Source organism: Hafnia alvei (genome assembly GCF_964063325.1).
In the GTDB taxonomy this organism is placed as follows: Bacteria; Pseudomonadota; Gammaproteobacteria; order Enterobacterales; family Enterobacteriaceae; genus Hafnia; species Hafnia alvei_B.
The window spans coordinates 3,879,942-3,899,405 of the sequence record NZ_OZ061315.1 but is presented as its reverse complement, the minus strand read 5'-3'; the positions used below and the strand labels follow the sequence as shown (position 1 = coordinate 3,899,405).

Here is a 19,464-nt window from a genome sequence, read left to right as displayed (position 1 = left end):
AATTTTTATGTTTTTATTCAATTTGTTGGGTGAAAATCGTACAGGGTAAGAAATCGGGTCATTTATGCTGTTCTAATAATGGTCTGAATAAAATAAAAATGAATATTTGAGAACTATCTGAGGTAGAAAAAATTGTGAGAGGGAATTACTCAATTACTTTTGAAAAAAGGTAGTTAGATAATTAATCCTCAAACCGATTATTATCTCGGGATAAAGTGAGATAAAATAGTTGTCAGAAAAATTATGTTGAATAGTAATTAAGTTATTTTATTGATTTTTAAAGGTGTTTTTAATTTCCAGACTGCGATTAGCTTGCGGCAAATTAGCTTTCTATTTACTACTGTAAAGCGTATGTAAATTATACAAGACATGTTCAAAATGAGAGCTATATTGCAAAGTCTGGTTAAATTTTAATTTTTGGTAAAAGTTTTGTGTTTCTCGTTAGTAACACTCCCTTCCAAGAATTTCCCTTAATTTATCATGATGTTAATTTTATTATTTCTCTTTCAGAGTTTTCGTAGTGATTGGTTTTAATTTCACTTCAGGCAAAAATAATCCCAAACCGCATCCGCTCTGGCTTGACAAGGTTTTCCTACCCTCCGTAAACTTCCTTATGTGGGAATTTGTGGTGTAAAGTGGTGAGATGGGGCAACGAGGGGTAATTTGGGTATGTTTCGTGGCGCAACAACCATCAACCTTGACGGTAAAGGACGCTTAGCGGTTCCAATGCGCTATCGCGAATTACTGCTTGAGGAATCGCAAGGTCAAATGGTTTGCACCATCGATCTCCACCAGCCATGCCTGTTGCTTTATACCCTTCCGCAGTGGGAAGTGATTGAACAAAAACTATCGCGTCTTTCGAGTATGAATCCTGTCGAGCGTCGCATTCAGCGTCTGCTGCTAGGTCATGCCAGCGAATGCCAGATGGATAGCGCCGGTCGATTGTTGATTGCAAGTACGTTGCGTCAGCATGCTGGGCTTACAAAACAAGTGATGCTAGTTGGGCAGTTCAATAAGTTTGAACTGTGGGATGAAGAAAACTGGTATCAACAGGTCAAGGAAGATATTGACGCACAACAGACCGCAACGGAGCCTTTATCCGAGCGGCTACAGGATTTGTCGTTATAGTCATGTCAGAAGAAAATTACCAACACAAGACCGTGTTGCTGGATGAGGCTGTTAATGGCCTCAATCTGCGCAGTAACGGCATTTACATTGATGGCACTTTTGGTCGCGGTGGTCATTCACGTCTTATTTTGTCCCAGCTTGGGCCAGAAGGACGCTTAGTGGCTATCGATCGTGACCCGCAGGCTATTGCCGCCGCAGCAGAAATCACCGATCCACGTTTCTCTATCGTTCATGGCCCGTTTTCCGATATGGCGAACTATGTACGTGAACTCGGCCTAGAAGGCCAAATCAACGGCGTTCTTCTCGATTTGGGCGTTTCCTCTCCACAGCTCGATGACGCCGAACGCGGCTTCTCTTTCATGCGAGATGGACCGTTGGACATGCGTATGGACCCAACGCGTGGTTTGTCCGCGGCTGAATGGCTGATGAAAGCACAAGAAGAGGATATTGCTTGGGTGCTGAAGACGTTTGGCGAAGAGCGTTTTGCCAAGCGTATTGCGCGCGCCATCGTGGAGCGTAATCGCCTAGAGCCAATGACCCGCACACATGAGCTGGCAACGCTGATTGCAAACGCCAGCCCATTCCGTGAAAAACACAAGCATCCGGCAACGCGCAGCTTCCAAGCGATTCGTATTTATATCAACAGCGAACTGGAGGAGATCGAACGTGCACTGAACGGCGCGCTGGAGATTCTGGCCCCAGAAGGTCGCCTGTCGATTATCAGTTTCCACTCGCTGGAAGACCGTATTGTAAAACAGTTTATTCGTCACCATAGCCGTGGACCACAGGTCCCTGCGGGTATTCCTTTGACAGAGGCGCAGCTGCGCAGTCAGGGCGGACGTAAGCTGAAGGCATTGGGCAAAATGAAACCGAGCGGTGAGGAAGTTAACGTTAACCCACGTGCTCGTAGCTCGGTGCTGCGCTTTGCCGAAAGGACGACAGAATGATTGGCAATGAGCGCCATACGCTAGTTGCCGTTATCGGCGGAGATATTCTCCGCCACGGTAAACTGCCTCTGATCTTATTTATCGGTGTTTTGGTATCTGCAGTGTTTGTGGTGACGACCACGCACAAAACGCGCTTGCTGACCGCACAGCGTGAGCAACTGGTGCTTGAACGCGATGCTCTGGATATTGAGTGGCGCAACCTGATCTTGGAAGAGAATGCGTTGGGCGATCACAGCCGTGTCGAGCGTATCGCCACAGAGAAGTTGCAGATGCAGCACGTAGATCCATCTCAAGAAAACATCGTTGTTAAGCAATGAGTTAACAGTGTTTTCAACAAACCACCTTCGACGTAGGTAAATGTGTAATCAATGAAAGCAGTGCGACCCGGAAAGTTAAAGCGTCAGGAAGATCAGGCCAGCTTTGTCAGCTGGCGTTTTGCGTTGCTCTGTGGGTGCATATTTATTGCCTTGATGGGTTTGTTAGGCCGCGTGGCCTATTTACAGGTGATTAATCCCGACCGCTTAGTGCGTGAAGGCGATGCGCGTTCTTTGCGTACACAGCCTATTCTGACTTCGCGTGGGATGATTAGCGACCGTGCTGGCCGACCGTTGGCCGTGAGCGTGCCCGTTAATGCGATTTGGGCCGACCCGAAAGAAGTGAACGAACGCGGTGGTATAACGCTGGATTCACGTTGGAAGGCGCTGGCCGATGCGTTAGAAATGCCGCTGGATAAAATGGCTGCGCGTATCAATGCCAACCCTAAAGGGCGATTTGTCTACCTCGCTCGTCAGGTGAATCCGGCGATGGCTGATTACATCCATAAGCTGAAGCTGCCGGGTATTTTCCTCAAGCAAGAATCCCGCCGTTATTATCCTGCAGGGCAAGTAACCGCTCACATCATCGGTGTTACTAACATTGATGGTCAGGGAATCGAAGGCGTTGAAAAAAGCTTTGACCGCTGGCTAACCGGTCAGCCGGGTGAACGTACCGTCCGTAAAGACCGTTTCGGCCGCGTGATTGAAGATATTTCCTCGGTGGATAGCCAAGCCGCACATAACTTGGCGCTTAGCATCGATGAACGTCTACAGGCGCTGGTTTATCGTGAGCTGAATAACGCGGTGGCGTTTAACAAAGCAGAATCCGGTACTGCTGTGCTGGTTGACGTAAATACCGGTGAAGTGCTGGCGATGGCCAATAGCCCTTCGTATAACCCAAATAACTTAACCAATACGCCAAAAGAAACCATGCGTAACCGCGCGATCACCGACATCTTTGAACCGGGTTCCACGGTGAAGCCGATGGTGGTAATGACCGCGTTACAGCACAACGTGGTGAAAGAGAATAGCGTACTGAATACGCTCCCTTATTTTGTTAACGGGCATCAGATTAAAGACGTTGCCCGTTACTCAGAACTCTCCATTACGGGGATTCTACAGAAGTCGAGTAACGTCGGTGTATCAAAGCTGGCGTTAGCGATGCCGTCCTCTGCGCTGGTAGAAACTTACTCGCACTTTGGATTGGGTAAGGCGACCAATTTGGGGCTGGTCGGAGAAAGCAGTGGCATGTACCCAAAAAAACAACGGTGGTCTGACATAGAGAGGGCCACCTTTTCTTTCGGATATGGGCTAATGGTAACGCCGTTACAGCTAGCGCGTGTCTATGCAACGATTGGCAGCCTCGGGATTTATCGCCCGCTGTCGATTACCAAAGTCGATCCACCGGTTCCGGGCGAACGCGTATTCCCTGAGCCCATCGTTCGTACGGTTGTGCACATGATGGAAAGCGTTGCACTGCCGGGGGGTGGGGGAACTAAAGCAGCAATTAAAGGCTATCGCATCGCGATTAAAACAGGGACCGCGAAAAAAGTCGGTCCAGATGGCCGCTATGTAGACAAATACATTGCTTATACCGCTGGCGTTGCGCCAGCAAGTAATCCTCGATTTGCTCTGGTTGTGGTGATTAACGATCCGCAGGCAGGGAAGTATTACGGTGGTGCGGTATCTGCTCCGATCTTTGGCGCTATCATGGGCGGCGTTCTGCGCACCATGAACGTTGAGCCGGATGCGTTGCCCACGGGTGATAAAAACGAATTAGTGAACAATAAAAAAGAGGGTTCAGGTGGCAGATCGTAATTTGCGCGCGCTTTTGGCTCCTTGGGTAGCAGATGCTCCGGAGCGCGTTTTGCGAGAGATGACATTAGACAGCCGCGTTGCGGCTGCGGGTGATCTGTTTGTGGCGATCGTTGGCCATGCGGCAGATGGTCGCCATTATATTCCGCAAGCGATAGCGCAAGGCGTTGCTGCAGTCATCGCTGAGGCAGATGGGGAAGCAGAAGATGGCACTGTTCGTGAGAGCCACGGCGTTCCCGTTATCTACCTGAGTCAGTTAAACCAGCGCTTATCTGCGCTGGCAGGACGCTTTTACCATCAGCCGGGTGCTGATTTGCGCTTAATCGGCGTAACAGGAACCAACGGCAAAACGACCATTACCCAATTGTTGGCACAGTGGGGCCAGCTGTTAGGCGAAACCAGTGCGGTAATGGGGACGGTGGGCAATGGACTGCTGGGTCAGGTTCATCCAAGTGAAAACACAACCGGCTCTGCGGTTGATGTGCAGCATTTGCTGCGCAGTTTGGTCTCTCAAGGCGCCACGCTGGCGGCGATGGAAGTTTCTTCCCATGGTTTGGTGCAAGACCGCGTTGCCGCTCTGCCGTTTGCTGCATCGGTATTCACCAATCTGAGCCGTGATCATCTGGATTACCATGGTGACATGGCGCATTACGAACAAGCCAAGTGGCTGCTGTTCTCCACCCACCATAGCGGTGAAAAAGTTATCAACGCTGACGATGAAGTCGGTCAGCGCTGGTTGGCTAAGTCTCCTGATGCCGTTGCCGTAACCATGGAACAGCGTTTGCCAGAAAATTGGTCTGGGCGCTGGGTTTCAGCGACCGACGTTGATTACCACGACGGCGGCGCAAGCATCAGCTTTGACTCATCGTGGGGTAAAGGCTTGCTGGAAAGCCGCTTGATGGGCGCATTTAACGTCAGCAATTTGCTGGTCGCTGCCGCTACCATGTTGGCTCTTGGTTATCCTTTGGATGCTTTGTGTAAAAGCTCCGCTCAATTGCAGCCTGTGTGTGGCCGTATGGAAGTGTTCACTGCTCCCGGCAAGCCAACCGTCGTTGTCGACTATGCGCATACGCCAGATGCATTAGAGAAGGCGCTTGAAGCGGCGCGTTTGCATTGCAAAGGCCAGCTGTGGTGCGTGTTTGGCTGCGGTGGCGATCGCGATAAAGGTAAGCGCCCACTTATGGGAGCGATTGCTGAGCAATATGCCGACCGAGTCGTTGTTACTGACGATAACCCGCGTAGTGAAGAGCCTCGTGCCATCATGACTGATATTCTGAACGGTATGCTTGATGCAGGCCGCGCACAGGCCGTTTCTGGCCGTGCTGAAGCCGTCACCGGTGCCATCATGCAGGCGAAGGCCGATGATGTGATTCTCGTGGCAGGCAAAGGCCATGAAGATTATCAACTGGTTGGTAATCGCCGTTTAGATTATTCAGATCGCGTGACCGTAGCACGCCTGCTGGGGGTGATAGCATGATCCCTGTATCTTTGCAGGCTATCGCCGAGGCGGTTAACGGCCAGCTGATTGGCACAGACACGCAAATTAGTGATGTTGTGACCGATACGCGCAAGCTGACCGATGGCTGCTTGTTTATCGCGCTGAAAGGCGAAAAGTTTGATGCCCATGATTTTGCGGCCGATGCCGTGAATCAGGGCGCTGGCGCTTTGCTAGTAAGTAAACACTTACCTATTGATGCTCCGCAAATTGTGGTTGCTGATACGCGCATTGCGCTGGGGTTGCTGGGCGCATGGGTTCGTCAGCAAATGCCAGCTCGCGTTATCGCGCTTACCGGCTCATCAGGCAAAACGTCGGTGAAAGAGATGAGCGCGGAAATTCTGCGTCAGTGCGGCAACGTGCTGTATACCTCCGGTAATTTTAACAATGACATTGGCGTGCCGCTGACGTTGTTACGCCTTGAGCCACAGCATGAATATGCGGTGATTGAGCTGGGCGCCAACCACGTGGGCGAAATTGCCTATACGGTAGATTTAGTTAAGCCAGAAAGTGCCTTAGTCAATAATCTGGCTGCGGCGCATTTGGAAGGTTTCGGTTCCTTAGCCGGCGTTGCCAAAGCCAAAGGTGAGATTTTTGATGGTTTAGCCGCACACGGTACAGCCATCATCAATGCTGATAATAACGACTGGCCGCATTGGCAAGAAAAGATTGCTAACCAGCGCGTCTGGCGTTTCTCTCCGCAGGCCGCTGAGTCCGTCGATTTCTTTGCCAGCGATGTACGAGTGACACATCAAGGCACCGAGTTTGATCTGCACACGCCGTTTGGTACTGCGCCGGTGGTTCTACCGTTGCCGGGCCGCCATAATATTGCGAATGCGCTCGCGGCGGCTGCGCTGACGATGTCGGTGGGTGCCACCCTTGAGAATGTGCGCAACGGATTAAGCGAACTCAAAGCGGTTCCCGGACGTTTATTCCCGATCCGTTTGAATGCAGAACAGCTGATCCTCGACGATACCTATAACGCCAACGTGGGCTCTATGACCGCGGCAGCGCAGGTGTTGGGCTCAATGCCTGGCTATCGCGTCATGGTGGTGGGTGATATGGGCGAGTTGGGCATTGAAGAAGAAGATTGTCATCGTCAGGTGGGCATTGCGGCTCGCGAGGCGGGAGTTGATAAAGTGCTGAGCGTTGGCCGTTTAAGCCATCTCATCAGCGAGGCCAGTGGTTGTGGTGAACATTTCACGGACAAAACGGCTCTGATTGAGCGCCTAAAAAACCTGTTATGCGAACATGCGGCGATCACCATTTTAGTTAAAGGTTCACGTAGTGCCGCTATGGAGCAGGTAGTACGAGGCTTATCTGTGCAGGAATTGCAGGAGAATCAATCATGTTAGTCTGGCTGGCCGAACACTTGGTCAAATATTATTCCGGCTTCAACGTCTTTTCCTACCTGACGTTTCGCGCCATTGTCAGCTTGTTGACGGCGCTGTTCCTGTCATTGTGGATTGGGCCACGAATGATTGCTCGTCTGCAAAAAATGTCTTTTGGTCAGGTTGTTCGTAACGACGGCCCTGAGTCGCATTTCAGCAAGCGTGGTACGCCAACGATGGGCGGTCTGATGATCCTGACCTCCATCACCATCTCGGTGTTGATGTGGGCATATCCCTCTAACCCTTACGTCTGGTGTGTATTGTTTGTATTGCTTGGCTATGGCGTTGTCGGTTTCGTTGATGACTATCGCAAAGTGGTACGTAAAAACACCAAAGGCCTGATTGCGCGCTGGAAGTACTTCTGGCAGTCGGTGATTGCGCTGGTGGTTTCCTTTGCCATGTACTCAATTGGTAAAGGGACTCCGGCAACCGAGCTGGTGGTTCCGTTCTTCAAGGATGTCATGCCGCAGCTGGGTCTGCTGTATATCCTGCTGAGCTACTTTGTGATCGTGGGTACCAGTAACGCCGTTAACCTCACCGATGGTTTAGACGGATTGGCTATTATGCCTACCGTTTTCGTTGCGGCGGGGATGGGGCTAGTCGCTTGGGCGACCGGTAACATGAACTTTGCTGCTTACTTGCACATTCCGTATCTGCGCCACGCCGGTGAACTGGTTATTGTCTGCACGGCAATTGTCGGTGCAGGGCTTGGATTCTTATGGTTTAACACCTATCCGGCTCAGGTCTTTATGGGTGATGTCGGTTCGCTCGCTCTGGGTGGTGCGCTGGGTACGATTGCGGTGCTGCTGCGTCAGGAATTCCTGCTGGTGATTATGGGCGGCGTGTTTGTGATGGAAACCCTCTCGGTTATTTTGCAGGTGGGTAGCTTCAAACTGCGGGGCCAGCGAATTTTCCGCATGGCGCCAATCCATCATCACTATGAACTGAAAGGCTGGCCAGAACCTCGCGTTATCGTGCGCTTCTGGATTATCTCTCTGATGCTGGTGCTGATTGGCCTAGCAACCTTGAAGGTGCGTTAATATGGTGGACTATCAGGGTAAGAAAGTCGTCATCATTGGCCTTGGGCTTACGGGCCTGTCATGCGTTGATTTCTTCTTGGCTCGTGGCGTAACGCCACGTGTTATCGATACCCGTATTTCTCCACCGGGGCTGGATAAGCTGCCGGAAAACGTCGAGCGTCACTTGGGGGATATGAACCAAGAGTGGCTGCTGGATGCCGACCTCATCGTTGCAAGTCCCGGAATTGCACTTGCTTCCCCTGCGCTCAGCGTGGCGGCAGAAGCAGGTGTTGAGATTGTGGGTGATATCGAGCTGTTTTGCCGCGAAGCGCAGGCGCCAATTGTGGCTATTACGGGGTCTAACGGTAAAAGCACCGTGACAACGTTAGTGGGCGAAATGGCTAAATCAGCAGGCTGGAACGTTGGCGTGGGGGGCAATATCGGTTTGCCTGCGCTGATGCTGCTTAAGCAAGAGTGCGATCTTTACGTGCTTGAACTCTCTAGCTTCCAGTTAGAAACCACCAATAGCCTGCGAGCGGCTGCGGCCACGATCCTGAATGTCACCGAAGATCACATGGATCGCTATCCGCTCGGATTGCAGCAATATCGCGCCGCCAAGCTGCGTGTGTATGAAAATGCCAAAGTTTGCGTGGTTAACTCCGACGACGCTCTGACGATGCCGATTCGCGGTGCGGATTCGCGCTGCGTGAGTTTTGGTGCCGACGTGGGTGATTATCATCTGAATCGCCAGCAGGGTGAGATTTGGCTGCGCGTGCATGGTGAAAAAGTGCTCAATACGCGTGAAATGAAAGTCACCGGTAAACATAACTTCACCAACGCATTGGCTGCGTTAGCGCTGGCGGATGCCGTTGGTATTCCACGAGCTTCAAGCTTAAAAGCACTAACGACGTTTACCGGTTTGGCACATCGCTTCCAGCTGTCATTGGAACATAACGGCGTGCGTTGGATTAATGATTCCAAAGCCACCAACGTTGGCAGCACTGAAGCGGCGCTCAATGGCCTGCACGTTGATGGCACTTTGCATCTGTTGCTCGGCGGCGATGGCAAATCAGCAGACTTCAGCGCATTGGCGCAATACCTGCAAGGCGATAACGTGCGCTTGTATTGCTTTGGCCGTGATGGCGCGCAGCTCGCTGCTTTGCGTCCTGAAATTGCCGAGCAGACAGAGACCATGGAACAAGCCATGCGGATAATCGCTGCTAAGGTGAAAACCGGCGATATGGTTCTGTTGTCTCCGGCCTGCGCTAGCCTTGACCAGTTTAAAAACTTTGAACAACGCGGCGGCGAATTCAGCCGTTTAGCCAAGGAGCTTGGCTGATGCGTCTGCGACTCCCGCGGTTACCGCGCCCTAAATTCTCGTTGCCGCATTTTGGCTTAATCACGCGTTTGCGTGAGTGGGTGATGGGGGCGGGCGAGAGCGATGCGGCGATGGTGGTGCTGTACGATCGTACCTTGCTCTGGTTGACCTTTGGTTTGGCGGCGATTGGCTTTGTGATGGTGACATCAGCATCCATGCCAATTGGCCAGCGTTTAGCAGACGATCCTTTCCTGTTTGCAAAACGTGATGCCTTGTATCTGGCATTGGCGTTTGGATTGGCCATGGTGACGCTGCGCGTGCCGATGGAAATCTGGCAGCGCTATAGCAACGCGTTATTACTGATGGCCGTTGCGATGCTGCTGATTGTTCTCGTGGTCGGGAGCTCGGTGAACGGTGCTTCGCGTTGGATTGCGTTTGGTCCACTGCGTATTCAGCCCGCAGAGATCTCTAAGCTAGCGCTGTTTTGCTATCTCTCCAGCTATCTGGTGCGCAAAGTTGAAGAGGTTCGTTCGAACTTCTGGGGCTTCTGTAAACCGATGGGCGTGATGGTGGTATTAGCGGTGCTGCTGCTGGCTCAGCCTGACTTGGGCACGGTGGTGGTGCTATTCGTTACCACGTTAGGTTTGCTGTTCTTGGCGGGTGCCAAGATGTGGCAATTCTTAGCCATTATCGGCTCCGGTATTTTTGCCGTTGTGCTACTGATTATTGCCGAACCGTATCGTATGCGCCGCGTGACGTCGTTCTGGAATCCATGGGCCGATCCTTTCGGCAGCGGTTACCAGCTAACGCAATCGCTGATGGCTTTTGGCCGCGGTGAATTCTGGGGACAGGGCTTGGGTAACTCGGTGCAAAAACTGGAGTATTTACCTGAGGCGCACACCGACTTTATTTTCTCAATTTTAGGCGAGGAACTTGGGTATTTCGGTGTGGTTCTTGCTTTGTTAATGGTATTCTTCGTCGCTTTTCGTGCTATGTCCATCGGACGTCGTGCGTTAGAGGCAGATCAGCGTTTTTCCGGTTTTTTAGCCTGCGCCATCGGTATTTGGTTTAGTTTTCAGGCACTGGTTAACGTTGGGGCTGCCGCAGGGATGTTGCCGACCAAAGGTCTGACGCTGCCGCTAATTAGTTACGGTGGTTCTAGCTTGCTGATTATGTCGACCGCATTGGTATTACTGTTACGCATTGATTATGAAACTCGTCTGGAAAAAGCACAGGCGGTAGTAAGGGGTTCCCGATGAGTAGCAACGCTGATCATCAACAGAATAAACGCCTGATGGTAATGGCGGGTGGCACCGGGGGTCATGTGTTCCCTGGTTTAGCTGTCGCCCATTATTTGCAGGCCCAAGGATGGCAGGTGCGTTGGTTAGGCACCGCCGATCGAATGGAAGCCCAGTTGGTCCCACAGCACGGTATCGAAATCGATTTTATTCAGATTTCTGGCCTGCGTGGTAAAGGATTGAAGGCCCAGCTAGGCGCGCCAATCCGCATTTTTCGCGCGGTCTGCCAAGCTAAAGCCATTATGAAGGCCTACAAGCCAGACGCTGTTTTAGGCATGGGTGGATATGTTTCAGGCCCAGGCGGCTTGGCTGCGTGGCTGTGCGGTGTTCCTATTGTGCTGCATGAACAAAATGGGATTGCGGGTTTAACCAACCGCTGGCTGTCTAAAATCGCTAAGCGCGTATTGCAGGCTTTTCCGGGCGCGTTTCCGAATGCGCCAGTGGTGGGTAATCCAGTGCGTGAAGACGTTCTGGCGTTGCCGACTCCACAGCAGCGTTTAGCTGGCCGTATGGGGCCGATTCGAGTGCTGGTGGTTGGTGGCAGCCAAGGGGCTCGCATCCTGAACCAAACCATGCCGAAAGTTGCTGAACAACTGGGAAACAGAATTACGCTGTGGCATCAAGTAGGGAAGGGCGCTTTGCCAACGGTATTAGCCGACTATGAAAAAGTCGGTCAGACGCAGCACAAAGTGACTGAGTTTATTGATGACATGGCGGCGGCCTATGACTGGGCAGACGTCGTAGTATGCCGCTCAGGCGCTCTGACGGTGAGCGAAATCGCGGCCGCTGGGCTGCCAGCATTGTTCGTACCGTTCATGCATAAAGATCGCCAACAGTATTGGAATGCGTTGCCGCTAGAAAAAGCAGGTGCTGCAAAAATCATTGAACAACCACAGTTGACCGTGGAGTCAGTGACGGCGACGTTGGCAGGATGGGATCGTCAAACCCTGTTAGAAATGGCAGAGAAAGCTCGCGCTGCCGCAATTCCCGATGCGACTGAACGTGTCGCCGCCGTGATTTGTGAAGTTGCGAAATAATTTACCGCTGAGCGGGTTGCTAGTTGTTAGCACCGGCCAAAATGACAGAACTGAGAAACAGTGAATAAGAACGTAAATACTCAACAACTCGCGAAACTGCGTACCATGGTGCCTGAGATGCGTCGCGTCCGGCACATTCACTTTGTCGGCATCGGCGGTGCGGGCATGGGCGGTATTGCCGAAGTGTTGGCTAATGAAGGCTATCAAATTAGCGGTTCTGATTTAGCGCCGAACCCCGTCACGCAGCAGTTAGCCGAACTGGGTGCGCAGATCTACTTCAACCATCGCCCTGAAAACGTCAAAGACGCGAGCGTGGTGGTAGTTTCGACGGCGATTTCTGCAGATAACCCAGAGATCGTTGCGGCGCGTGAAGCCCGTATTCCCGTTATTCGCCGCGCTGAAATGCTGGCCGAGCTGATGCGTTTTCGTCATGGTATTGCCATTGCGGGCACTCATGGCAAAACAACGACAACGGCGATGGTTTCCAGCATTTATGCGGAGGCGGGCTTAGATCCAACGTTTGTAAACGGTGGTTTGGTTAAAGCTGCAGGAACGCATGCGCGTTTAGGTTCTAGCCGTTATCTGATTGCCGAAGCGGACGAAAGCGATGCATCCTTCCTGCATTTACAGCCGATGGTTGCCGTGGTGACCAATATCGAAGCCGATCATATGGATACTTACCATGGCGACTTCGAGAACCTGAAGCAGACGTTTATCAATTTCCTGCATAACCTGCCGTTCTATGGCCTCGCAGTGATGTGTATTGATGATCCTGTGGTGCGTGAATTACTGCCGCGCGTAGGACGTCACATCATTACCTACGGTTTTAGCGATGATGCGGATGTGCGTATCGAGTCCTATCAGCAAAATGGCGCACAAGGCACTTTCTTTATCTGTCGCCAGGATAAGCCTCGTTTAGCCGTAACGTTAAATGCGCCAGGCCGCCACAACGCCCTGAACGCGGCAGCAGCCGTTTCTGTTGCCACCGAAGAGGGGATTGCGGATGAAGACATTCTACGTGCGCTAGAAGGCTTCCAAGGCACCGGGCGTCGCTTTGATTTCCTTGGCGAGTATTCGCTGGAGAATGTGAACGGCAAAGAAGGTAAAGCTATGCTGGTGGATGACTATGGTCATCACCCAACCGAAGTGGACGCCACAATTAAAGCTGCTCGCGCGGGATGGCCGGATCGCCGTTTGGTGATGGTATTCCAGCCGCACCGTTTCACGCGAACCCGCGACCTGTATGATGATTTTGCGAATGTGTTGTGTCAGGTTGATGTTTTATTGATGCTGGATGTTTACTCCGCCGGTGAAACGCCAATTCCGGGGGCCGATAGCCGCTCCCTGTGCCGCACCATTCGTAGCCGTGGCAAGTTAGATCCAGTACTGGTGTCTGACGCTGCAACATTGCCAGCAACGCTGGCTCAGTTTTTAGAAAATGACGACCTGATTTTGACTCAGGGCGCCGGAAATATTGGCAAAGTGGCGCGGACTTTGGCTGAGCAGAAATTGCAGCCGATTAACGTTGACAGAACAAGTACGGATGAAAAACATCATGGCTGAGAAAGTTGCTGTATTACTGGGTGGTACCTCCGCAGAGCGTGAAGTCTCTTTACAGTCAGGCCAAGCAGTTCTTAATGGTCTGAAAGAGGCGGGTATTGACGCGCATCCGGTGGATATAAAAGACTTCCCTGCGACACAATTAAAAGACGCGGGCTTTGATAAGGTCTTTATCGCTCTGCATGGCCGTGGTGGTGAAGATGGAACGCTGCAAGGGGTTCTGGAATTCCTGCAACTGCCTTATACCGGCAGCGGCGTAATGGCTTCGGCGCTGACCATGGACAAACTACGTACCAAGCTGGTTTGGCAGGCGTCTGGCTTACCGGTATCTCCTTTTGTCGCCATCAGCCGTGACCAGTTTGATGAAGGCTTAACCCAAGAAATGTTGGTTGAGCTGAATGCGCTCGGTTTACCGCTGATTGTTAAGCCGAGCCGCGAAGGTTCAAGCGTCGGTATGAGTAAAGTAAGCGATGTCAGCGAGTTTGATGACGCGCTGGTCGAAGCTTTCCGCCATGACGACGACGTGCTAGTTGAGAAGTGGTTAAGCGGCCCTGAATACACCGTGGCTTTCTTGGGTGAAGAGATTTTACCGTCAATTCGTATACAAGCGCCGGGAGTCTTCTATGATTATGAAGCTAAGTACTTGTCGGATAAGACTGAATACTTCTGCCCAAGCGGTTTGAGCGAAGAGCGCGAACGTGAACTGGCTGAGCTGGCGCGAAAGGCCTATAAATCGCTGGATTGCAGCGGCTGGGGACGCGTAGACGTTATGATGGACGCTGACGGAGAGTTCTATTTGCTGGAAGTGAATACGGCACCGGGAATGACCAGCCATAGTCTGGTACCAATGGCGGCGCGCCAGTATGGGTTGAGCTTCTCTCAGCTAGTTGCCCGCATCTTGGAGCTGGCTAACTGATATGTCGCAGGCAGCCCTGAACACTCGCGACCGTGAGCCGACCGGTTCTGGCCAACGCCGTAGTGGTGCAGGTCTGCGTCGCAGTAATGGTATTCGTTTGTTTGGTATGATTTTTTTACTAATCATACTGGGTTCAATAGTGGTTAGTGGCTGGATGGTGGTGAGCTGGATGAAAGACGCCAGCCGCATGCCGCTTTCCAAGCTGGTAGTAACCGGTGAGCGTCATTTCACGAAGAATGACGATATTCGGCAGGCGATTTTGTCGTTGGGTGCTCCGGGCACGTTCATGACGCAAAACGTCGATGTTATCCAGCAACAGATTGAGCGTTTACCGTGGATTAAGCAGGCCAGCGTGCGTAAGCAGTGGCCTAATGAACTCAAGATCCATTTAGTGGAGTATGTTCCGGTCGCGCGTTGGAATGACTTACGTTTGGTCGATGCCGAAGGCAAATCGTTCAGCGTGCCAGCAGAGCGTACAGTGCAGCAGAAAATGCCGTTGCTGTATGGCCCAGAGGGCAGCGAAAATGATGTGCTGGAAGGCTATCACTCAATGAGTCAGGAACTGGCGAAGAATAATTTTAAGCTGAAAATGGTGTCAATGAGTGCACGCCACTCATGGCAGCTAGGTCTGGATAACGACATTCGTCTTGAGCTGGGGCGTGATGATCCTTCTGGACGACTGGCGCGGTTTGAGGAACTTTATCCCGCGTTACAGCAGCAGGCGCAGGCAACCAATCAACGTATTAGCTACGTTGATCTGCGTTATGACACCGGCGCCGCCGTGGGATGGGCTCCAGCGCCGCTTGACCAGCAGACACAGCAAAACGCTAATCAGCAACAGAATCAGGCACAGGTTAAACAACAATGATCAAGTCGACGGACAGAAAACTGGTAGTTGGACTGGAGATCGGAACGGCGAAAGTAGCCGCTCTGGTAGGGGAAGTTCTGCCCGATGGCATGGTCAATATCATCGGTGTGGGCAGTTGCCCATCCCGTGGCATGGATAAGGGCGGTGTTAACGATCTGGAATCCGTCGTTAAATGCGTCCAACGCGCGATTGATCAAGCCGAACTGATGGCAGATTGCCAAATTTCTTCAGTCTATTTGGCTCTTTCTGGCAAACATATCAGTTGTCAGAACGAAATAGGGATGGTTCCTATTTCCGAAGAAGAAGTGACGCTGGAAGATGTAGAGAATGTGGTTCATACCGCGAAGTCTGTTCGCGTGCGTGATGAGCACCGCGTTCTGCATGTTATCCCGCAGGAATATGCCATCGACTATCAAGAAGGCATCAAAAATCCGGTTGGCCTTTCTGGCGTGCGTATGCAGGCTAAAGTTCATCTGATTACCTGCCATAATGATATGGCAAAGAATATTGTCAAAGCAGTTGAGCGCTGTGGGCTTAAGGTCGATCAACTGATTTTTGCGGGACTTGCAGCGAGTTATGCTGTATTGACCGAGGATGAGCGCGAACTGGGCGTTTGTGTGGTAGATATCGGCGGTGGCACCATGGATATGGCAGTCTATACCGGTGGAGCACTGCGTCATACCAAGGTTATCCCATATGCAGGTAACGTGGTAACGAGCGATATTGCCTATGCATTTGGAACGCCTCCTACTGACGCCGAAGCGATTAAAGTGCGTTACGGATGCGCGATGGGGACGTTGGTCAGCAAAGACGAAAGCGTCGAGGTACCAAGTGTTGGTGGACGTCCACCGCGCAGCTTGCAGCGTCAGACGCTCGCTGAGGTTATCGAACCACGTTATACAGAACTGTTAAATCTGGTGAATGATGAAATTCTGCAGTTGCAGGAACAGCTTCGCCAGCAGGGTGTCAAACATCATCTGGCAGCAGGGATCGTGTTAACCGGTGGTGCCGCGCAGATCGACGGATTGGCAGCGTGTGCACAACAGGTTTTCCATACGCAAGTACGTATTGGACAGCCTCTGAATATCACTGGCCTGACAGATTATGCGCAGGAACCTTACTACTCAACGGCGGTTGGGTTGCTGCATTACGGAAAAGAGTCGCACCTTAGCGGTGAGGCTGAAGTAGAAAAAAGAGCTTCAGTGGGCAATTGGTTCAAGAAAATCAATGGCTGGCTGAGAAAAGAGTTTTAATGTTTAAAAAAAGAGATCATCCTTACGCGTTATGATCTCGAAGCGACAGGCACAAAACGGAGAGAAACTATGTTTGAACCAATGGAATTAACCAATGACGCGGTGATTAAAGTCATCGGCGTCGGCGGCGGCGGTGGCAATGCCGTAGAGCACATGGTGCGCGAGCGTATCGAGGGCGTAGAGTTCTTCGCCGTTAACACGGATGCTCAGGCGTTGCGTAAAACAGCTGTCGGCCAAACCATTCAGATCGGTAGTGGTATCACTAAAGGTTTGGGTGCGGGTGCAAACCCTGAAGTCGGTCGTAACTCTGCAGAGGAAGACCGTGAAGGTCTGCGCGCTGCATTGGAAGGTGCTGACATGGTCTTCATCGCAGCCGGTATGGGCGGTGGTACAGGCACTGGTGCTGCGCCCGTTGTGGCTGAAGTAGCCAAAGATTTAGGTATTCTGACTGTTGCCGTGGTGACTAAGCCTTTCAACTTTGAAGGCAAAAAGCGCATGGCGTTTGCAGAACAGGGTATTGCTGAACTGTCCAAACACGTGGACTCCCTGATCACTATTCCGAACGATAAGCTGTTAAAAGTTCTGGGTCGTGGTATTTCCCTGTTAGACGCATTCGGCGCGGCTAACGACGTACTGAAAGGTGCGGTGCAGGGTATTGCGGAACTGATTACACGCCCAGGTCTGATGAACGTCGACTTCGCGGACGTGCGTACCGTCATGTCTGAAATGGGTTATGCCATGATGGGTTCAGGTATTGCCTGCGGTGAAGACCGTGCGGAAGAAGCGGCTGAAATGGCTATCTCTTCTCCACTGTTGGAAGATATCGATCTGTCTGGTGCGCGCGGCGTGCTGGTTAACATCACTGCGGGCTTCGACCTGCGTTTAGATGAGTTCGAAACCGTTGGTAACACTATTCGTGCATTCGCTTCTGACAATGCAACCGTAGTTATCGGTACTTCTCTGGATCCAGAGATGAACGATGAACTGCGTGTGACCGTCGTTGCGACCGGCATCGGCATGGATAAGCGTCCTGAGATTACACTGGTAACAAGCAAACAGGCTCCACAGCCGGTTATTGACCAGCGTTATCAGCAGCACGGCTTGTCTCCGTTACCACAAGAAAACAAACCTGCAGCGGCCAAAGTCGTTAACGACCAAACCGCTCAGGGGAGCAATAAAGAACCAGATTATCTTGATATTCCAGCCTTCTTGCGTAAGCAAGCTGACTAATTTACTCAGATATTTGGCATCTCCGCTCTTTGTGCTAAACTGTCCCGCCGCCCTTAGTATAAAGTTAACTTTGCTAAAGGTGGTTGGATGGATAAACACTGCGAGATAAAACGATGATCAAACAACGGACATTAAAACGTATTATTCAGGCGACTGGTGTCGGTCTTCATACCGGCAAGAAGGTCACGCTGACTATGCGCCCAGCCGCGGCTAACACCGGGGTCATCTATCGTCGCACTGACTTGAATCCACCGGTTGATTTTCCGGCTGATGCAAAATCCGTGCGTGATACCATGCTCTGTACTTGCCTGGTTAATGAGCATGACGTACGTATTTCTACCGTAGAACACTTAAACGCTGCTCTGGCAGGTTTAGGTATCGACAACTTAATTATTGAAGTTGATGCGGCAGAGATTCCTATCATGGATGGCAGCGCCAGTCCTTTCGTTTATCTGCTGTTAGAAGCGGGTATCGAAGAGCTGAACTGTGCGAAGAAATTCCTTCGCCTGAAGCAGACTGTGCGTGTTGAAGATGGCGATAAGTGGGCTGAACTGTCTCCGTATAACGGTTTCAGCTTAGACTTTACTATCGATTTCAATCATCCAGCGATTGATTCCAGCTCACAGCGTTACCGGATGGATTTCTCCGCCGAATCGTTTGTGCGCCAAATTAGCCGTGCGCGTACTTTTGGTTTTATGCGTGATATCGAATATTTACAGTCCCGTGGTTTGTGCCTGGGCGGTAGTTTCGATTGTGCCATCGTAGTGGACGATTACCGCGTTCTTAACGAAGATGGCCTGCGTTTTGAAGACGAATTCGTTCGTCACAAAATGCTGGATGCGATTGGTGACTTGTTCATGTGTGGACATAACATCATTGGTGCGTTCACCGCATTCAAATCAGGTCATGCATTGAACAACAAACTGTTACAAGCAGTATTGGCTAAGCAGGAAGCTTGGGAATACGTAACGTTTGAAGATGATGCCGAAATGCCAATCGCATTCCGCGCACCAACAACAGTTTTGGCTTAACGCCTACTGTTTCTGATCACGACTGGCGGAGTTAGTACTCTCTCCGGCTAATGAAGCCAGTCGTTCTAATTTTTATTCCTGCTTAAATCTTCTATTAGCGCTTTATTCCCTGCTTTAATTCTTCATAATCAAACTACTATGATGTAAACGCATCATTATTATTGTTTCTATCGAGTGGTATTGATGAATCCTGATGTGGATTGATAATAATAATGGTAAAATCTGCGGCCTATGTGTAGTGGAAATACGGAAATCTGATGTGATTGGTATTCTCAATCGTTGGCGACAATTTGGCAGACGCTATTTTTGGCCGCATCTCCTATGGGGGATGGTCGCGGCTACGCTTGGTGTGCCTACTGCATTAGCGAATACCGAACAGACTAAAGTTGCCGATCCTTCTACCAGCTTGCAGCGTTTAATCAACGCCCATAACACGAATGAATTCGCCTGGCTTCAGGCCAGCAAACGCCGCGGTAGTTTCCAATCCGTGGATTATTGGCATCAGCATGCGCTGCGCACGGCGATTCGGCATCTAAGCTATCGCATGACCCCGCAGGCAGCGACGAGTGAGCCCGTCAATGATATCAAGGCTGGTGAGCTGCATGCTCAGCAGCTGGTGTTACTCAGTTCTTTAAGCTCGCTGTTAACGCTACAGCCGGCTATCACGCCTTCTACCCCCGTTTTATTGATGCCTGAGTCGGATACTGCGCCTATCGCGCATAAGCCAGCACTCTGGGTTGCTCAGGTTCAGGGCATTCGTGCCGGACCCCAGCTACGCCATATCTAATTGTTTTTTATACCATCTCATCACTATAAAATTTGGGCGATCGTCAAGCATCGCTCC

General features: G+C 51.3%; 17 protein-coding genes. All 17 read left to right on the top strand.

Annotated features, from left to right (window positions below; genetic code table 11):
• Nucleotides 1-669 precede the first annotated feature (669 nt).
• The 17 genes from mraZ (at nucleotide 670) to secM (ending at nucleotide 19,407) form a co-directional block, all read left to right on the top strand.
• On the top strand, nucleotides 670-1,128 hold the full coding sequence (mraZ, locus tag AB3Y96_RS18285; protein WP_004094563.1) for a division/cell wall cluster transcriptional repressor MraZ: 459 nt from the start codon (nucleotides 670-672) through the stop codon (nucleotides 1,126-1,128).
• A gap of 2 nt (nucleotides 1,129-1,130) precedes the next feature.
• Complete coding sequence (gene rsmH / locus AB3Y96_RS18280) at nucleotides 1,131-2,075, top strand: 16S rRNA (cytosine(1402)-N(4))-methyltransferase RsmH (RefSeq protein ID WP_367299892.1); 945 nt, start codon at nucleotides 1,131-1,133, stop codon at nucleotides 2,073-2,075.
• Nucleotides 2,072-2,392, top strand: a complete 321-nt coding sequence (gene ftsL, locus AB3Y96_RS18275) for a cell division protein FtsL (protein ID WP_072310047.1) — start codon at nucleotides 2,072-2,074, stop codon at nucleotides 2,390-2,392. Before rsmH ends, ftsL begins: the two co-directional genes overlap by 4 nt.
• Nucleotides 2,393-2,443: 51 nt before the next feature.
• On the top strand, nucleotides 2,444-4,207 hold the full coding sequence (locus AB3Y96_RS18270; protein WP_072310048.1) for a peptidoglycan glycosyltransferase FtsI: 1,764 nt from the start codon (nucleotides 2,444-2,446) through the stop codon (nucleotides 4,205-4,207).
• Nucleotides 4,194-5,681: a UDP-N-acetylmuramoyl-L-alanyl-D-glutamate--2,6-diaminopimelate ligase gene (murE, locus tag AB3Y96_RS18265; protein WP_367299891.1), complete on the top strand. Its 1,488-nt coding sequence runs from the start codon at nucleotides 4,194-4,196 to the stop codon at nucleotides 5,679-5,681. The genes AB3Y96_RS18270 and murE overlap by 14 nt, the downstream gene beginning before the upstream one ends.
• Complete coding sequence (murF, locus tag AB3Y96_RS18260) at nucleotides 5,678-7,054, top strand: UDP-N-acetylmuramoyl-tripeptide--D-alanyl-D-alanine ligase (RefSeq protein ID WP_367299890.1); 1,377 nt, start codon at nucleotides 5,678-5,680, stop codon at nucleotides 7,052-7,054. The genes murE and murF overlap by 4 nt, the downstream gene beginning before the upstream one ends.
• Nucleotides 7,048-8,130 carry a phospho-N-acetylmuramoyl-pentapeptide-transferase gene (gene mraY, locus AB3Y96_RS18255; RefSeq protein WP_004094552.1) on the top strand — a complete coding sequence of 361 codons (1,083 nt, stop codon included), beginning with the start codon at nucleotides 7,048-7,050 and terminating at the stop codon, nucleotides 8,128-8,130. Before murF ends, mraY begins: the two co-directional genes overlap by 7 nt.
• Nucleotide 8,131: 1 nt before the next feature.
• Nucleotides 8,132-9,448, top strand: a complete 1,317-nt coding sequence (murD, locus tag AB3Y96_RS18250; RefSeq protein WP_367299889.1) for a UDP-N-acetylmuramoyl-L-alanine--D-glutamate ligase — start codon at nucleotides 8,132-8,134, stop codon at nucleotides 9,446-9,448.
• A gap of 83 nt (nucleotides 9,449-9,531) precedes the next feature.
• Nucleotides 9,532-10,686, top strand: coding sequence for a cell division protein FtsW (ftsW, locus tag AB3Y96_RS18245; RefSeq protein WP_230676541.1), 1,155 nt, complete (start codon nucleotides 9,532-9,534; stop codon nucleotides 10,684-10,686).
• Nucleotides 10,683-11,762 (top strand): undecaprenyldiphospho-muramoylpentapeptide beta-N-acetylglucosaminyltransferase, encoded by a 1,080-nt coding sequence (gene murG, locus AB3Y96_RS18240; RefSeq protein WP_072310052.1) that lies wholly within the window; start codon nucleotides 10,683-10,685, stop codon nucleotides 11,760-11,762. The genes ftsW and murG overlap by 4 nt, the downstream gene beginning before the upstream one ends.
• Before the next feature lie 105 nt (nucleotides 11,763-11,867).
• Nucleotides 11,868-13,325 carry a UDP-N-acetylmuramate--L-alanine ligase gene (murC, locus tag AB3Y96_RS18235; RefSeq protein WP_211095729.1) on the top strand — a complete coding sequence of 486 codons (1,458 nt, stop codon included), beginning with the start codon at nucleotides 11,868-11,870 and terminating at the stop codon, nucleotides 13,323-13,325.
• A complete protein-coding gene (locus tag AB3Y96_RS18230; RefSeq protein ID WP_072310054.1) occupies nucleotides 13,318-14,238 on the top strand; it encodes a D-alanine--D-alanine ligase in 921 nt (306 codons plus the stop codon). The genes murC and AB3Y96_RS18230 overlap by 8 nt, the downstream gene beginning before the upstream one ends.
• 1 nt (nucleotide 14,239) lies before the next feature.
• The gene (ftsQ, locus tag AB3Y96_RS18225; protein ID WP_025800359.1) at nucleotides 14,240-15,106 is read left to right on the top strand and encodes a cell division protein FtsQ; all 867 of its coding nucleotides are present in this window, start codon (nucleotides 14,240-14,242) and stop codon (nucleotides 15,104-15,106) included.
• Entirely contained in the window at nucleotides 15,103-16,359 is a 1,257-nt protein-coding gene (ftsA, locus tag AB3Y96_RS18220; protein WP_004094542.1) for a cell division protein FtsA, read from the top strand. Before ftsQ ends, ftsA begins: the two co-directional genes overlap by 4 nt.
• Before the next feature lie 69 nt (nucleotides 16,360-16,428).
• On the top strand, nucleotides 16,429-17,589 hold the full coding sequence (ftsZ, locus tag AB3Y96_RS18215; protein WP_025800357.1) for a cell division protein FtsZ: 1,161 nt from the start codon (nucleotides 16,429-16,431) through the stop codon (nucleotides 17,587-17,589).
• A gap of 113 nt (nucleotides 17,590-17,702) precedes the next feature.
• Nucleotides 17,703-18,620: a UDP-3-O-acyl-N-acetylglucosamine deacetylase gene (gene lpxC / locus AB3Y96_RS18210; protein ID WP_025800356.1), complete on the top strand. Its 918-nt coding sequence runs from the start codon at nucleotides 17,703-17,705 to the stop codon at nucleotides 18,618-18,620.
• A gap of 259 nt (nucleotides 18,621-18,879) precedes the next feature.
• On the top strand, nucleotides 18,880-19,407 hold the full coding sequence (secM, locus tag AB3Y96_RS18205) for a secA translation cis-regulator SecM (RefSeq protein WP_072310089.1): 528 nt from the start codon (nucleotides 18,880-18,882) through the stop codon (nucleotides 19,405-19,407).
• The last annotated feature ends 57 nt before the right edge of the window (nucleotides 19,408-19,464 follow it).

Coding starts and splice junctions, on each gene's coding strand:
- mraZ (WP_004094563.1), top strand. CDS start 670: ATGTTTCGTGGCGCAACAACCATCAACCTTGACGGTAAAGGACGCTTA.
- rsmH (WP_367299892.1), top strand. CDS start 1,131: ATGTCAGAAGAAAATTACCAACACAAGACCGTGTTGCTGGATGAGGCT.
- ftsL (WP_072310047.1), top strand. CDS start 2,072: ATGATTGGCAATGAGCGCCATACGCTAGTTGCCGTTATCGGCGGAGAT.
- AB3Y96_RS18270 (WP_072310048.1), top strand. CDS start 2,444: ATGAAAGCAGTGCGACCCGGAAAGTTAAAGCGTCAGGAAGATCAGGCC.
- murF (WP_367299890.1), top strand. CDS start 5,678: ATGATCCCTGTATCTTTGCAGGCTATCGCCGAGGCGGTTAACGGCCAG.
- mraY (WP_004094552.1), top strand. CDS start 7,048: ATGTTAGTCTGGCTGGCCGAACACTTGGTCAAATATTATTCCGGCTTC.
- murD (WP_367299889.1), top strand. CDS start 8,132: ATGGTGGACTATCAGGGTAAGAAAGTCGTCATCATTGGCCTTGGGCTT.
- ftsW (WP_230676541.1), top strand. CDS start 9,532: ATGGGGGCGGGCGAGAGCGATGCGGCGATGGTGGTGCTGTACGATCGT.
- murG (WP_072310052.1), top strand. CDS start 10,683: ATGAGTAGCAACGCTGATCATCAACAGAATAAACGCCTGATGGTAATG.
- murC (WP_211095729.1), top strand. CDS start 11,868: ATGGTGCCTGAGATGCGTCGCGTCCGGCACATTCACTTTGTCGGCATC.
- AB3Y96_RS18230 (WP_072310054.1), top strand. CDS start 13,318: ATGGCTGAGAAAGTTGCTGTATTACTGGGTGGTACCTCCGCAGAGCGT.
- ftsQ (WP_025800359.1), top strand. CDS start 14,240: ATGTCGCAGGCAGCCCTGAACACTCGCGACCGTGAGCCGACCGGTTCT.
- ftsA (WP_004094542.1), top strand. CDS start 15,103: ATGATCAAGTCGACGGACAGAAAACTGGTAGTTGGACTGGAGATCGGA.
- ftsZ (WP_025800357.1), top strand. CDS start 16,429: ATGTTTGAACCAATGGAATTAACCAATGACGCGGTGATTAAAGTCATC.
- lpxC (WP_025800356.1), top strand. CDS start 17,703: ATGATCAAACAACGGACATTAAAACGTATTATTCAGGCGACTGGTGTC.